The organism is Pseudomonas hormoni (assembly GCF_018502625.1).
In the GTDB taxonomy this organism is placed as follows: domain Bacteria; phylum Pseudomonadota; class Gammaproteobacteria; order Pseudomonadales; family Pseudomonadaceae; genus Aquipseudomonas; species Aquipseudomonas hormoni.
Genome location: NZ_CP075566.1, coordinates 5,897,150 through 5,912,063, shown reverse-complemented (window position 1 = coordinate 5,912,063; position 14,914 = coordinate 5,897,150). Strand labels below are relative to the sequence as shown.

At 59.1% G+C, this 14,914-nt stretch carries 15 protein-coding genes; 3 read left to right on the top strand and 12 right to left on the bottom strand.

Going from position 1 to position 14,914, the window contains the following annotated elements:
- Positions 1-143: 143 nt before the first annotated feature.
- From KJF94_RS27515 to KJF94_RS27500, 4 genes are all read right to left on the bottom strand, one after another.
- Positions 144-926 carry a MetQ/NlpA family ABC transporter substrate-binding protein gene (locus tag KJF94_RS27515; protein WP_008032521.1) on the bottom strand — a complete coding sequence of 261 codons (783 nt, stop codon included), beginning with the start codon at positions 924-926 and terminating at the stop codon, positions 144-146.
- 213 nt (positions 927-1,139) lie between these two features.
- Complete coding sequence (locus KJF94_RS27510; RefSeq protein ID WP_214380140.1) at positions 1,140-2,060, bottom strand: sigma 54-interacting transcriptional regulator; 921 nt, start codon at positions 2,058-2,060, stop codon at positions 1,140-1,142.
- Between the two features lie 59 nt (positions 2,061-2,119).
- Positions 2,120-2,701, bottom strand: coding sequence for an alpha/beta hydrolase (locus KJF94_RS27505; RefSeq protein WP_214380139.1), 582 nt, complete (start codon positions 2,699-2,701; stop codon positions 2,120-2,122).
- Positions 2,702-3,138: 437 nt separating this feature from the next.
- Positions 3,139-4,212, bottom strand: a complete 1,074-nt coding sequence (locus KJF94_RS27500) for a fatty acid desaturase (protein ID WP_214380138.1) — start codon at positions 4,210-4,212, stop codon at positions 3,139-3,141.
- Positions 4,213-4,312: 100 nt separating this feature from the next.
- On the opposite strand from KJF94_RS27500, the gene KJF94_RS27495 reads away from it, so the two are divergent.
- Complete coding sequence (locus KJF94_RS27495) at positions 4,313-5,317, top strand: AraC family transcriptional regulator (protein WP_214380137.1); 1,005 nt, start codon at positions 4,313-4,315, stop codon at positions 5,315-5,317.
- 155 nt (positions 5,318-5,472) lie between these two features.
- On the opposite strand, the gene KJF94_RS27490 is transcribed toward KJF94_RS27495, so the two are convergent.
- Complete coding sequence (locus KJF94_RS27490) at positions 5,473-5,838, bottom strand: response regulator (protein ID WP_214380136.1); 366 nt, start codon at positions 5,836-5,838, stop codon at positions 5,473-5,475.
- A 70-nt stretch (positions 5,839-5,908) separates the two neighbouring features.
- Positions 5,909-6,595 carry a Crp/Fnr family transcriptional regulator gene (locus KJF94_RS27485; RefSeq protein WP_214380135.1) on the bottom strand — a complete coding sequence of 229 codons (687 nt, stop codon included), beginning with the start codon at positions 6,593-6,595 and terminating at the stop codon, positions 5,909-5,911.
- An 84-nt stretch (positions 6,596-6,679) separates the two neighbouring features.
- Here KJF94_RS27485 and KJF94_RS27480 point away from each other — a divergent pair, with 84 nt between their 5' ends.
- Positions 6,680-7,198: an Mpo1 family 2-hydroxy fatty acid dioxygenase gene (locus KJF94_RS27480; RefSeq protein ID WP_214380134.1), complete on the top strand. Its 519-nt coding sequence runs from the start codon at positions 6,680-6,682 to the stop codon at positions 7,196-7,198.
- An 81-nt stretch (positions 7,199-7,279) separates the two neighbouring features.
- Here the strand turns inward: KJF94_RS27480 and KJF94_RS27475 are convergent, their stop codons facing one another.
- The 6 genes from KJF94_RS27475 to dibA all read right to left on the bottom strand — a co-directional run bounded on the left by KJF94_RS27475 (position 7,280) and on the right by dibA (position 13,565).
- Positions 7,280-8,269, bottom strand: a complete 990-nt coding sequence (locus KJF94_RS27475) for a sulfate/molybdate ABC transporter ATP-binding protein (RefSeq protein ID WP_214380133.1) — start codon at positions 8,267-8,269, stop codon at positions 7,280-7,282.
- 3 nt (positions 8,270-8,272) lie between these two features.
- Complete coding sequence (gene cysW / locus KJF94_RS27470) at positions 8,273-9,145, bottom strand: sulfate ABC transporter permease subunit CysW (RefSeq protein ID WP_214380132.1); 873 nt, start codon at positions 9,143-9,145, stop codon at positions 8,273-8,275.
- A 13-nt stretch (positions 9,146-9,158) separates the two neighbouring features.
- The gene (cysT, locus tag KJF94_RS27465) at positions 9,159-9,977 is read right to left on the bottom strand and encodes a sulfate ABC transporter permease subunit CysT (RefSeq protein ID WP_033058556.1); all 819 of its coding nucleotides are present in this window, start codon (positions 9,975-9,977) and stop codon (positions 9,159-9,161) included.
- A gap of 70 nt (positions 9,978-10,047) precedes the next feature.
- The gene (locus KJF94_RS27460) at positions 10,048-11,061 is read right to left on the bottom strand and encodes a sulfate ABC transporter substrate-binding protein (RefSeq protein WP_214380131.1); all 1,014 of its coding nucleotides are present in this window, start codon (positions 11,059-11,061) and stop codon (positions 10,048-10,050) included.
- Between the two features lie 70 nt (positions 11,062-11,131).
- A complete protein-coding gene (oscA, locus tag KJF94_RS27455; protein WP_007945260.1) occupies positions 11,132-11,314 on the bottom strand; it encodes a sulfur starvation response protein OscA in 183 nt (60 codons plus the stop codon).
- Between the two features lie 331 nt (positions 11,315-11,645).
- Entirely contained in the window at positions 11,646-13,565 is a 1,920-nt protein-coding gene (gene dibA, locus KJF94_RS27450) for a phosphodiesterase DibA (protein ID WP_214380130.1), read from the bottom strand.
- A 147-nt stretch (positions 13,566-13,712) separates the two neighbouring features.
- Between dibA and desA the strand changes: the two genes are divergently transcribed.
- Positions 13,713-14,897: a delta-9 fatty acid desaturase DesA gene (gene desA / locus KJF94_RS27445; RefSeq protein ID WP_214380129.1), complete on the top strand. Its 1,185-nt coding sequence runs from the start codon at positions 13,713-13,715 to the stop codon at positions 14,895-14,897.
- Positions 14,898-14,914 lie beyond the last annotated feature (17 nt).

The window sequence follows — 14,914 nt, the reverse complement described above, 5'->3', positions numbered from 1 at the left end:
GGGGTCGCTTCGCAACCCAGCGGGAGCAAGCTCCCTCGCCACAGATACCTCATTTGCAATAGAGTGTGCAGGCACAAAAAAACGCCGACGCTTTGAAAGCCGTCGGCGTTTGAAACCTTGAAGGGGTTCGATGCTGCGTCGAATCAGAACGCCGGCAATACTGCGCCGCTGTACTTCTTGGCGATGAAGGCTTTCACTTCAGGGCTGGTCAATGCCTTGGCCAGTTTCTGGATGGCTACGCTGTCCTTGTTGTCCGGACGAGCCACCAGGAAGTTCACGTAAGGCGAATCGGCACCTTCGATCACCAGCGCGTCTTTGGCCGGGTTCAGACCGGCTTCCAGCGCGTAGTTGGTGTTGATCAGGTCCAGGTCAACCTGGTCCAGAACGCGCGGCAGCATGGCCGATTCCAGTTCCTTGAACTTGAAATTGTGCGGGTTCTTGGCGATGTCTTTCGGGGTAGCCAGAGCGTTTTTCGGGTCTTTCAACTCGATCAGGCCAGCCTTCTGCAGGAGGAGCAGAGCACGGCCGCTGTTGCTGCCTTCGTTCGGCAGAGCGATGGTCGCGCCGTTTGGCAGATCAGCCAGTTTTTTGTACTTCTTCGAGTAGCCACCGAACGGTTCAACGTGAACGCCGATCACAGTCACCAGGTTGGTGCCTTTGCCTTCGTTGAAGTTTTTCAAGTACGGCAGGGTCTGGAAGTAGTTGGCGTCCAGACGCTTCTGGTCAACCTGTACGTTCGGCTGAACGTAGTCGGTGAAGACTTTGATTTCCAGGTCCACGCCTTCTTTGGCGAGGGTTGGCTTGATCAGTTCCAGAATCTCGGCGTGTGGGACCGGGGTCGCCGCGACCACCAGTTTCTCGCCAGCCTGGGCCAGGCCCGCGGTCAGGGCAGCCGCCAGTGCGGTGAACAACAGAACCTTTTTCATGCAGTGTCCTTATCGAAAATCACGGTCGTCATCGACGACGGCTTGTTTAGTACGAGTGCCAGTGAAGTGCTATCGCTGGCGTGAAGCGGACAATACCGGGATTTTTTATTCCCGAACAATATCTTTTATTCACTTTCATATTCCATTTTGTACATACAGCTCTAGCTCGCGCATCGACCGCATTTTTGCGTTTGCCATGAGCAAGCTTCGCTCCTACAGAAGCGCAGCGTTTTTGAGAAGTTTCTTCAGGGCGTCCTTTTCGGCGGCAGATCCGCTGCTGAGGATTTGCTTCAGTTGCTGCTCGATCTGCACCAGTGGCGCAGGCAGATTCAAATGCTCCGGCAAGATCTCGTCCCCGGTGCTCACCAGCAGCGCAAAGTGAATGACGTTCTCCAGCTCTCGGGTGTTGCCGGGCCAGCTATGCGCCTCTAACAACTGTTGAGCCGCTTCGCTGATCAGCGGCACTGGCAAATCGAGTCGCTGGCTGTAGATGCCCAGAAAGTACTCGGACAAAGACAGGATATCGCCCACTCGCTCACGCAACGCCGGCAGTTCCAACTGCCCCTCGCTGAGGTAGTGATAAAGCCGCTCATGGAATTTACCGGCGGCCACGGCTTGCGCCAGGTCAATGCTGGTTGCAGCCACAAGACGCACGTCCACCGGGCTCGGTTGAGGCGCACCGACGCGGGTGACTTCATGGTTTTCCAATGCGGCGAGCAACTTGATCTGAATCGGCAACGGCAGGTCGCCGATCTCGTCCAGATACAGCGTGCCGCCATTGGCCGAGCCGAACCAGCCGGCGCGACTGCTTGCCGAACCGCTGTAACTGCCGGCCGCATAGCCGAACAATTCGGCGTCGGCGTAGGTCGGGCTGATCGCGCCGCAATTGACCGAGACGAATAACCCACCGCGATCACTGGCGCGATGGATGTGCCGCGCCAACAACTCTTTACCGCTACCGGTTTCACCACGGATCAATACGGAAATCGAACGCGGCGCCAGTTGCTCCAGCTCCTCGCGCAATTGCCGCGAGCGCGGATCAACGAACACCAGCGCCTTGGCGCGGATGCTCAGTGGACTTTTTTCTGCGTCGGGAAAGGTCAGCAGCGGCTGACCGAAGGCTTCAAAACTCATGGCAGGCTCCCGGCCAAAACCGCCGGGAGGCGGGGGCCGTTTTTAAAAAAAGAAAATACTCAAGCGCGGCGCAGGGCGTGATGTTCCATGCGGTTTTGCAGGCGATACAGATAAGCAAAACCCTGCTCCCAACGCTGGTGACCGGACTTCACGTTGATGTGCCCGGCACCCGACAGAATCCCCGCCTCGGCGCCCCAGTTACGGGCCAGTTCCAGGGCACGCGGTGCGCTGACGGCATTGTCGTTGTCGGAGCTGACGACCTGGCTCGGAAACGGCAAAAGGTGGGTCGGGATCGGTGCGAAGTTGCGCAGCGCCGGCGCGCAGGCCGGGCGCTCGACGTCTGCCGGCGCGACCAGCAAGGCGCCGCGCACCTGACGCAGAAAATTCAGCGGTGCAGTGGCCGCCCAATGCGCGACCGTGATGCAACCCAGGCTATGGGCAATCAGGATCACCGGCGTGCTGTCGGCGGCAATCGCCTCGGCCAGCGCCGCGACCCAGTCTTCACGACGCGGCGTCAGCCAGTCGGCCTGCTCCACCCGCGCGCTGTTCGGCAGGCTGTTCTGCCAGTGGCTTTGCCAATGATCTTCTGGCGATCCTTGCCAGCCCGGCACAATCAGGTAGCGAATTGATTCGTTGCGCATGGGGAACTCTCCTGCTGCGTGTCTGTTCCCGGTCGAGTATAGGGAGGAGAGTTATATTCGTTAAGGAATAAGAAGCTATTTATTAAGATCTACATCGAATATGAGACACGATCCATGTGGGAGCTAGCCTGCTAGCGAAAGCGGACTATCAGTCAGCATCAATGCCGTCTGATCCGCCGCATTCGCTAGCAGGCTAGCTCCCACAAAGGGTTTGTGTTTTGCCTGAGGAATAAAAAAGGGGCCGCACCCTGCCAAGGAGACGGCCCCGGAAACTCAAAATCTGTAGCGCAATGATTGGCGGAAACGGTTATCTAATAAAGGAATATTTAATTACGTTATTAGGCCTAAATCACATATGCCAATCACTCCCTAAGTCACAACTTAACGTCCCTTTGGGTCAAATTGATGACCAGCGTTTGAGTTTCCGGAAGCATCGATCAAGCCCGAGCCGCACGCACTTCCTGCGGTTCGACGGTTTCCTTGCGGACAAAGCGGTTTGCCCGCGCAAACGTACCGATATCGTTGAAGCGCACGCCCATCTCGCGCATCACCCTATGCGCCACCGGTGCCGTCATCTGGCGGATGTAAAACGGCTCCTTCACCACAAAGTGATGAATGCCGTGGGTGCTGCCGAAGTTGAAGCAGAACGCCTGCAACGGCCACAGCCACCAAGCGTTCAACACTTGTGTCTGTTGCATGACGTTGCCCGGCTCCACGTCGCCGTAGTAGTGCATGTTGGAGCTGACAAAGTGCAGGCAGAACGTACGCAACACGTTCGGGCCGATGATCACCACCGCCGCAATGTCGATTACCTGCATCACCGAGAGCGTGGTCGCCGACCATTCAATCGGTGCCCCGATCAGATGCGCAATGCCGTTGGCGGCGTGGAAGCCAAGAAACACGTACCACGCGCCCCAATGCACCAGCGCGAGTGGCGCATACACCTTCAATGCGCGCTTGATGATGCTGAACTTGTGTTCCCAGGTCTTGGCCCGCAGCATGCGGATGAACGCCGACATCACGTTATCGCCGACCATCAACAGCCGCGCAAAACCCCAGGGCTCGCCGTTGGTGATCGCCCGTTCTTCCATGTCGGTTTCCGTGCCGGAGACCTTGTGATGGTTGAGGTGCAGATGCCGACGAATCCACGGGTTGATCGTGCTCGGCCGCGCCAGCCACACCAGGCCCATCATCAGGTTGTGCGGCACCCGCTGTTTACGAAAGTACATGCTATGAATCAGGTCGTGCTCCAGCTCGTGGGTCAACGAGGCAAAGAACGCGTTGAGCAGCAGGCACACCCACCAGGCCATGTACCCGGTGAGGTAGAGCGCCGCAGAGCCAATCATTCCGGCCAGGGCGAAGGCCAGGATGCCCGCACCCAAGGCGTCCTGATGGTTGAGAATCGGGTAACGCTTGCGCAGTTCGACCCCTTTGGCCAGCACCACTTCGCGAATATGCGCAGATCGTTGGGCTGCATTCAGTCGCTGGGGACTTGCAGAAGTACCTTCCATGCTTCCATCCTCTGGTTATTGATGTTCGCATCCTGCCTTGTGAACCCTCACAACGCGGTAGCCGTGGACGCCAACCTGTTGACCGGAAGCGCCAATCAGCATGACTGAACCGACCTCCCTCGCCAGCTGGACCCGCGCCCTGCGCAAGCAACTCGATGCGCTGGGCCTCGACAGCACCGCCCTGTGTCACCAGGCGGGGCTCGACCCGCAATTGATGGACGACCCGAACGCCCGTTACCCGTTGTCCGGCACCACGCGCCTGTGGGAAATCGCCGTGCAGGTCAGTGGCGATCCGGCGATCGGCTTGCGCGTCTCGCGGTTCGTCAGCCCGACCACGTTTCACGCGCTCGGTTATGCCCTGGTGGCCAGCGGCAGCTTGCGGGAAGTGTTCGAGCGCATCGTGCGGTATCACCAGGTGGTCAGCGATGCCCTGGAGCTTGAATTGAGCCGCGCCGAAGATCGTTACCACTTCCGCCTGAAAATCCCGCCAGGCAACCCGGCGCCGGCATTCGAAGCCATCGACGCCTTCGCCGCCATTTACGTGCGCACCTGCCGCAATCGCCTTGGCCGAGACTATGCACCGCTGGCGGTGTACCTGCGCCGCCCGGAACCGGCCGACGCGCATCAATGGCACAAAGTCTTCCGCGCTCCGGTGTACTTTTCGGCGGTTGAAGACCGGCTGGAATTTTCTCTGGTGGATTTCGACAGCCACCTGGACGACGCCAATCCGGAACTGGCGGAACACAACGAAACCGTGCTCAAACGCACGCTGGCGCAACTCAAACCCCTGACCTGGGAACGCAAGGTTCGCGACGCCATTGAAGAACAACTGCCCGAAGGCGAGCCCAGCGCCGAACACATCGCCAAGACCTTGCACCTGAGCCTGCGCAGCCTGCAACGGCATCTGGCAGACGAGGGTTACCGGTTCGACACGCTGCTCAATGAAAGCCGCGAAAACCTGGCACTGCTGCATCTGCGCGACCCGCAATGCTCGTTGAGCGAGATCAGTTATTTGCTGGGGTTTGCCGACACCAGCAGCTTCAGCCGCGCGTTCAAGCGCTGGACGGGGATGACGCCGGGGCAGTTTCGGGATGGGTTGCGGTGACAGGATCCTGAAGGTGTCTGCCTGGACCGGCCCCATCGCGGGCAAGCTTCGCTCCTACAGTGGTTCTATGTGGATCACAATATCGCGGCCAATCGAAAAACCTGTAGGAGCGAGGCTTGCCCGCGAAGAGGCCAGGCCAGACACCGCAGTAATCCCTAACGCCCCCGATCCCGCCGCAACAACTTGCGCACCCGCGCCACCAGCTCGCTCACGGCAAACGGCTTGAGCAAATAATCATCCTCATGCAACTCCAACCCGCGCAAGCGATCCTCGATACCATCCATGGTGGTGAGAAACAGCACCGGCGTCTCACCGAGCTTGCGGATCTGTTGCTGCAACTGCCAGCCGTTGAGCCCCGGCAGCATGACGTCAAGAATGATCAGCTCATATTCGCCGGACTCGATGAAGCGGCGGCCGTCCATGCCATTGAGCGCCACATCCACCGAGTAACTCGCCTCGCTCAGGCCTTTGGCCAGGAGTTTGGCGGTCTCCGGTTCGTCTTCCACTAACAGCACACGCATGGCACACCTCGATTATCGTCGTCACAGGCTAAGCGCCTTCGCAGACAAAGCCCACCTATAACGCTGTGTTTCAAAAAATCGCCAACGCCCGCAATCGCTCGGCATCCAGAATTTCGATCTCGCCGTACTTCAGATTCAGAATCCCCTGGCCTTGTAACTCCTTGAGGAGCTGATTGGTGGTCTGGCGTGACAGCGACAACATTGAAGCCAGTTGTTCCTGCGGCAGTTGCAACACCCGTCGCGGCGGGTCGATTTCGCCGTAACCCTTGGCGATCATCAGCAGGCGATGCGCCAACCGCGCAGGCGCAGGCATCAGGCTCAGCTGTTCGAGGTTGATGAAGGTCAGGCGCAGTTTCTGGCTCATCAGCAATGCCAGTTGCCGCCAGTACACCGGTTGCTCATCCAGCAAGGCCAACAGCGCCGTTTGCGGGATGTGCAACAGGATGCACTGGCCCAGACCGAACGCATCGTGGGTGCGCGGCTGGCCGTCGAACAGACAGATTTCACCGAACCAGTGCGGCGATTCCACCAGGCTCAGCAACGCCTCCTTGCCTTGCTCGCTCACCGCGCCGATGCGCACCGCACCTTCGATCACGGCGTACAGGCCACACGGCGGATCACCGCGCTGGAACAGCCGCTGCCCCGATGACAGGCGTCGCACCTTGGCCGCGGCCAGCAGACTATTCTGTAAGGGAGCAGGTAAATGGCTGAACCATTGCCCCGTCATCAGACGCGAACGCCAAACCTGCATGTCCATCAAAACTCCTGGAGATTGTCGCCTGGCTGACAGAGCGAGAGGTGAACCCGGGGCATGATCAATCACCCTACAGGAGGAATAACAATGAAAAGCCTCGTTGACCATCTCAGTCAATACGCCGCCTACCACCGAGACCCGCGCAATATTGCCAGCCACTTTATCGGTATTCCGCTGATTGTCGTGGCCGTGGCGGTGTTGCTGTCCCGTCCACAATGGGCCGGAGGCTGGCTTTCGCCGGCGGTGCTGGTGGCGCTGGCGTCGGCCTGGTTCTACCTGCGCCTGGAATTGCGCCTCGGGGTGTTGATGGCGGTGTTGCTCGGTCTGTGCATCTGGGCGGGTCAAGTGCTGGCACAGCAAAGCACGCTGGTGTGGCTGGCGAGCGGAATCGGGATGTTTGTGATCGGTTGGGCGATTCAGTTTGTCGGGCATCACTACGAAGGACGCAAGCCGGCGTTTGTCGATGATGTGACGGGGCTGATTGTCGGGCCGTTGTTTGTGGTGGTTGAGCTGGCGTTTTTGTTGGGGATGCGGCGGGATTTGAAAGAGCAGATCGAGGCGCGGGTGGGTGGGGTGCGAGTCAATCCGAATCGCGCTGCTGCTTAAGACGCCTTCGCGGGCAAGCCTCGCTCCTACAGGTGAACGCAATACCCTGTAGGAGCGAGGCTTGCCCGCGATGCTTTTGCTTTAGATGTTGGCGACTTTCTGCCAGACCTTCGGCTTGAAGAACAAGGTTTCGCCCTTCGCCAGCCCGATCAGGCTGTCGTGATCCTTCACCACTTCAGCTTCGATCAGCTCGCTCTGGCCTTCGACCTTCAACGTCACCCGCGTCGTCGCGCCCAGCGGACGAATATCCCGCACCTCGGCAGCGTGGTGGTCGTCCAGCTCATGCCGCGACAGCGACACTTCGTGCGGACGGAACAGCACGTGGTTGTCCTCCCCCAGATGCAGACGGTTCGAATCGCCGAGGAAGTGATAAACGAAATCGCTGGCCGGGTTTTCGTAGACGTCGCCCGGTGAACCGATCTGCTCGATCACGCCCTTGTTCATCACCACGATACGGTCGGCGACTTCCATCGCTTCTTCCTGGTCGTGGGTCACGAACACCGAGGTCAGGTTGATGTCTTCGTGCAGCCGCGCGAGCCAGCGGCGCAGTTCTTTGCGGACCTTGGCGTCGAGTGCGCCGAAAGGTTCGTCGAGCAGCAGGACTTTCGGCTCTACCGCCAACGCACGGGCCAGCGCGATACGCTGACGTTGACCACCGGAGAGTTGTTCCGGGTAGCGATCCGACAACCAGTCCAGTTGCACCATGTTCAGCAGTTCGTGGACTTTCACGGCGATCTGGCTTTCGCTCGGGCGCTGGTTTTTCGGTTTCATGCGCAGGCCGAACGCGACGTTGTCGAACACCGTCATGTGCCGGAACAACGCATAGTGCTGGAACACGAAACCGACGTTGCGATCACGCACATCGTGGCCGGAAACGTCTTCACCATGGAACACGATGCTGCCCTTATCCGGGGTTTCCAGCCCGGCGATGATCCGCAGCAGCGTGGTCTTGCCGCAACCCGACGGGCCGAGCAACGCCACGAGTTCGCCGCTCTGAATGTCCAGGCTGATGTCATTGAGCGCCTTGAACGCATTGAAATTCTTGCTGACGTTACGCACTTCGATCGACATAAATTATTCCTCCGCGGCGCTGGCGCGCAGGCGGTTAATACGGTTTTCGCTCCACTGCTTGAGCAGCAGGATGAAGAGCGCCAGGATCAGCAACAGGCTCGCCACGGCGAACGCGGCCACGTGGTTGTATTCGTTGTAGAGGATCTCGACGTGCAGCGGCAAGGTGTTGGTCACCCCGCGAATGTGCCCGGAAACCACCGACACCGCACCGAACTCACCCATCGCCCGCGCCGTGCATAGCACCACGCCGTAGATCAGGCCCCATTTGATATTGGGAACGGTGACGTGCCAGAACATCTGCCAGCCATTGGCGCCGAGCAGACGCGCGGCCTCTTCTTCCTGGGTGCCTTGTTCCTGCATCAACGGGATCAGCTCGCGCGCCACGAACGGCACGGTGACGAAAATTGTCGCCAGCACGATGCCCGGCAGGGCGAAGACGATCTGAATGTCGTGATCCTGCAGCCACGGCCCGAACAAACCCTGCGCGCCGAACATCAGCACGTAGACCAGACCGGCGATCACCGGCGACACCGAGAACGGCAGGTCGATCAGGGTCACCAGCATGCTCTTGCCACGGAACGAGTACTTGCTCACGCACCACGCGGCGCTGACACCGAACACCAGGTTCAGCGGCACCGAAATCAGCACGGCGATCACCGTGAGCTTCAATGCGGACAAGGCGTCCGGTTCGAAGATCGCGGTGAAGAACGCGCCCAAGCCGTTTTTCAGACCCTGGGACACGACGATAAACAGCGGCAACACCAAAAACAGGATGAAGACCAGCCAGCACAGGCCGATCAGGATTCGCCGCGAAGTCGCACTGCCACGGCGGGCAGCGTTGGCCGAAGAGGCGGCCGCAATAGACGATTGGGACATGGTTCGCGCCTCCTTATGGGGTTTCGATGCGGCGTTGCAGCAAGTTGATCAGCAGCAACAGGACGAAGGAAACCACCAGCATCAGTACACCAATGGAGGTAGCGCCGGTGTAATCGTACTGGTCGAGTTTGACCATGATCAGCAGCGGCAGGATCTCGGTTTTCATCGGCATGTTGCCGGCGATGAAAATCACTGAGCCGTACTCGCCGACCCCGCGGGCAAAGGCCAACGCGAAACCGGTCAACCAGGCGGGCAGTAGCGCGGGCACCAGGATATGGCGGAAAACCTGCAACGGTTTTGCACCGAGGCACGCCGCCGCCTCTTCCACTTCACGGGGGATATCGGCCAATACCGGCTGTACCGTACGTACTACGAATGGAAGCGTTACAAAAGTCAGCGCCAGCGTGATGCCGAGGGGGGTATACGCGATCTTGAAGCCAAGGTCCGCCGCGAACTGCCCCACCAGCCCGGTCGGGGTGTACAGCGCGGTCAGCGCGATACCGGCCACGGCAGTGGGCAATGCAAAGGGCAGATCGATCATCGCATCGATGACTTTGCGACCCGGGAAGGTGTAGCGCACCAGCACCCAGGCCAACAGCGTGCCGATGATGCCGTTGATGATCGCGGCATAGAGCGCGGTGCCGAAACTCAGCTTCAACGCCGCCAGCACGCGGGGCGCCGAGATGATCGCCCAGAACTGATCCCAGGTGAGTTGAGCGGCATGCACGAACATCGCCGCCAGTGGAATAAGCACAATCAGGCTGAGGTACACCAAGGTGTAGCCCAGCGTCAGCCCGAAGCCGGGTATGACGGGGGAGATACGACGCGACATAAAAGTCCTTGGTTGAGAACGCGCAAAGCCCCGACGGTTAAATCGGGGCTCGTTTATGACCTACAGCAGATTACTGCGCCGAGTAGATCTGGTCGAACACGCCACCGTCGTTGAAGAATTTCGGTTGCGCGGTTTTCCAGCCGCCGAAGTCCTTGTCGATGGTCACCAGGTCCAGTGTCGGGAACTGCTTGGCGTATTTGGCGGCCACATCCTTGTCACGTGGACGATAGAAGTTTTTTGCCGCGATTTCCTGACCGGCCGGGCTGTACAGGTGCTTGAGGTACGCTTCGGCGATCTGCTCGTTGCCTTTCTTCTCGGCATTCTTGTCGACGACAGCGACCGGCGGCTCAGCGAGGATCGACAGCGAAGGCACGACGATTTCGAACTTGTCGGCGCCACCGTCTTCTTTCAGGGCCAGGAAGGCTTCGTTTTCCCAGGCCAGCAACACGTCACCCTGACCGTTGTTGACGAAGGTGATGGTCGAACCGCGAGCGCCGGTGTCCAGCACTGGCACGTGCTTGAACAGGGTTTGTACGTATTCCTTGGCCTTGGCCTCGTCACCGCCGTTGGCTTTCAGGCCATAGGCCCAGGCCGCGAGGAAGTTCCAGCGTGCACCGCCCGAGGTTTTCGGGTTCGGGGTGATGACCGACACGTCGTTCTTGACCAGGTCGCCCCAGTCCTTGATGCCTTTAGGGTTGCCCTTGCGCACCAGGAACACGATGGTCGAGGTGTACGGCGTGCTCGCTTCCGGCAGACGCTTCTGCCAGTCCGCCGGCAGGGTCTTGCCGAGCTTGGCGATTTCGTCGATGTCACCGGCCAGGGCCAGAGTCACTACGTCAGCGCGCAGACCGTCGATGACCGCACGGCCCTGTTTGCCCGAACCACCGTGGGATTGCTGGATCTTCACGTTGTCGCCAGCGTGATCTTTCTGCCAGAACTTCACGAACTCAGCGTTGTAATCCTGATACAGCTCGCGAGTCGGGTCGTAAGACACATTGAGCAGCTCGTAATCCTTTGCAACCGCGGAACCCGCAAAAAGGGCACTGGCCAGGGCGGCCAAAGCGAAATGACGAATCGACGACATGGTGAAAGCTCCTGGAATTCTTAGTGTGTTGGCTTTTTTTTATGGTTGCGGGAATCGGGTTGCCGGTTGTTTAGCTCGGTTTGTTGCTCGGGTTCTGCAAACGGAATTTTTCTTTGCGTTCGATCTGGACCACCTGAGCGTTGTGCACGGTGATTTCCACGGCGCCGAACCGCAGGTCGCGCAAGGCGCTCTGGATCTCACGCAAGATGGTGGCTTCGTCTTGACCGTCAACGCTACGCAGGGATGCGCTCATGGTGCTGCTCCTTCGACTGAGAGGTTGCCTGGCAGTGTCCGGCACTGCTTGCGGCGTGAGGCCAATAGTAGATAGGTGCGGATATTCTTAAAAAGACTATTTAAGAATGTTTATATAACCAGAATAAAATGTTTGCCGGGACGAGGATTTACGTGTGCGTGACGCATCAAAGATTCAAAAATCGCAACCATCTTTTGCCCATACGCGATCCCTGTAGGAGCATGGCTTGCCAGCGAAGAGGACCTTGAAATTCATGCAGATATCGAGGTCGCCTTCGCTGGCAAGCCATGCTCCTAGAGGGGGTCTGTGTGTGGCGGTAATTTTTGCTTGGTCAGTGGATTTCGGGCGCACACATCCAATCGAGTTGCTCAGCCGGAACCGGCCGTCCAAACCAGTACCCCTGCCCCAGATCGCAACTCTGTTCAAGAAGGAAACTCGCCTGCTCGACCTGCTCGATCCCTTCAGCATGCACCTGCATTCCCATGCTCTGCGCCAGGGCGATGATCACGCGCACGATGGCCCCATCGTCCTCATCCCACGGTAACCCGGCGACGAAGCCCTGATCGATCTTGAGCTTCTGCACCGGCAAACGCTTGAGTCGCAACAACGACGAATACCCAGTGCCAAAGTCATCGATGGCCAGCCGCACGCCGAGCTCGCGCAAGCGATGCATCTGCTCCAGCGCTACTTCCGGGTCGTCCATCACCGCGCTTTCGGTGACTTCCAGTTCCAGATACGCCGGATCCAGCCCGGTTTCATGCAGCACCTGCGCCACCTGCTGAAACAGCTCACGGCGAGCAAACAGTCGTGACGAAACATTCACCGCGACAAACGACAACACCACTCCGGCCTGCTGCCAAAGGCACATCTGCTGACACGCCTGGCGCATGACCCAGGCATCGATCTCGGCGATCAACCCGGTGCGTTCTGCAATGGGGATGAATTCCGCTGGCGACACCAGGCCCCGTTGCGGGTGCTCCCAGCGCACCAGCGCCTCGACGCCCACCAGACGACGGCTCTTGAGGTCGTGCACCGGTTGGTAATACACCCGCAACTCCTGCTGCTCCAGCGCGCGACGCAGTTCGAACGCGGTCTCGACCCGTTGCTGGGCATGAGCGGTCAATTCTTCGGTGTAGAGCGCGTAACCATCGCGGCCAGCGCTCTTGGCCTTGAACAAGGCCGAGTCGGCGTTACGCAGCAGTTGTTCAGCGCTCAAGGCATCGCTGGGGAACAGACTGATGCCGATGCTGGCGTTGATGAACAGTTGATGGCCGTCAATGTGGGACGGCTCCTTGAGACCGTCGAGGATGCGCTGAGCCAATGCCGCGGCATGCACCAACTGCGGACAACTTTCAGCCAACACGGCGAACTCATCGCCGCCCAGCCGCGCCAACGTGATGCCCGGGCCGAACATGGCCTTCAAGCGTTCGGCCACGGCCTTGAGCAGCTGGTCACCAATCGTGTGCCCGAGGCTGTCGTTGATCATCTTGAAGTGATCCAGATCGATCATCAGCAACGCGCAGCCGCGCTTGTGGATCTGCGCCGACGCCAATGCCTGCTCGGCACGGTCGGTGAACAGCAGGCGGTTGGGCAGATCGGTCAGCGGATCGTGGTGAGCCAGGTATTTGAGCTCGTGCTCGGAATCCTTGATCGCGCTGATGTCGGAGAACACCGCAACGTAGTGACTGAGCAGGCCCTGGTCGTCGTGAATCAGGCGGATCGTCTGCCATTGCGGGTAGATTTCACCACTTTTGCGGCGGTTCCAGATTTCCCCGCTCCATTCGCCGCAACTGTTCAGTGCCGCAAACATCGCCTGGTAGAACGCTGCCGGGTGATGGCCGGACTTGAACAGGCTGGGCTGCTGACCCAAGACTTCTTCGCGCTGATAGCCGGTGATTTCCATGAACGCCCGATTCACGTGGACGATCACCCCCTTGCTATTGGTGACCAGCACGCCTTCGCGGGTGCAATCGAACACGGCGGCCGCCTGACGCAAACGCTCGCGATCTTCTTGGCGCTCACGCAATGTGGTGCCGATGCCCAGGCAACGGAGCAAGCGCGCTCGAGCAATAAAGATCAACCCGGCGCTCAGCACGACCCAGGCGTAACCGTTGATCAGTTGCCACCGCAGCAGCTCGTCAGAGCTATCGAAGAAACTGTTCAATAAATAACCACTGAACTGCAGCCAGACTACGGAAAACAACAGGTAAAGCAGCGCTGCACGCAAAGCGTCGCGATAGGTGGCAGACATTCGGCCGTCCATGTCCCTACAAAAGGGTTGGAATTATAGGTTAAAGAAACATCCAGCCACTCTTATCTGAAAGGGCGACTGGTTTTATCTGTGGGCTTAGTGATAATGCAACGGCTGTTCTTTTCTTTTTCGAGGGCCCTATAGCCTATGTGGTACGAAGGTTTTCTCGGCTTGTCGCCCTGGTCACTGGTGGCAGTCACCCTGCTGATGACCCACGTTACGATTATCGGCGTCACGGTCTATCTGCATCGTTATTCAGCCCATCGCTCCCTCGAGCTCAATGCAGGGCTGAAACATTTCTTCCGCTTCTGGCTGTGGCTGACCACGGCGCAGAACACCCGCGAGTGGACCGCCATCCACCGCAAGCATCACGCCAAATGCGAAACCGTCGATGACCCGCACAGCCCGGTCATCAAGGGTTTATCCACCGTCCTGCGCAAAGGCGCCGAGCTGTACCGCGCCGAGGCGGAAAACCCCGAGACGCTGCGCATCTACGGCAAGAACTGCCCCGAAGACTGGATCGAACGCAACCTCTACAGCCGTTTTCCGCTGCTGGGCGTGGCGATCATGGCCGTCATCGACCTGCTGCTGTTCGGCACCATCGGTATCACCATTTGGGCCATCCAGATGATGTGGATTCCGGTTTGGGCCGCCGGAGTGGTCAATGGCCTGGGCCATGCCGTCGGCTACCGCAACTTCGAATGCCGCGATGCGGCGACCAACCTGGTGCCTTGGGGCATCCTGATCGGCGGTGAAGAACTGCATAATAACCATCACACCTACCCTAACTCGGCAAAACTGTCGGTGAAGAAGTGGGAGTTCGACCTCGGCTGGGCCTGGATCCAGGTCTTCAGTTTCCTGCGTCTGGCCAAGGTTCAACGGGTTGCCCCGATCGCCCACCGGGTCGAAGGTAAAGGCAGCCTGGACATGGACACCGCCATGGCCATCCTCAACAACCGCTTCCAGATCATGGCCCAGTACCGCAAATTGGTGATCGCGCCGCTGGTCAAACAGGAACTGGAGAAGGTCGATCACTCGGTCCGTCACCAGTTCCATCGGGCCAAACGCCTTCTCTCCCGGGAAACCAGCCTGCTCGATGACAAGCACCACGTACGCATCCAGACCATGCTCGAGCACAGCCAGGCGCTGAAGGTAATTTACGAGAAACGACTGGCCCTGCAGCAGATCTGGGTCAAGACCAGCTCAAATGGTCACGACATGCTGGCCGCCATCAAGGATTGGGTACACGAAGCCGAAGCCAGCGGGATTCAATCCCTGCGCGACTTTGCCGATCAGTTGAAAACCTACTCCCTGCGCCCTGCCGCTGTCTGACCCTGCTGAGGGGCTTG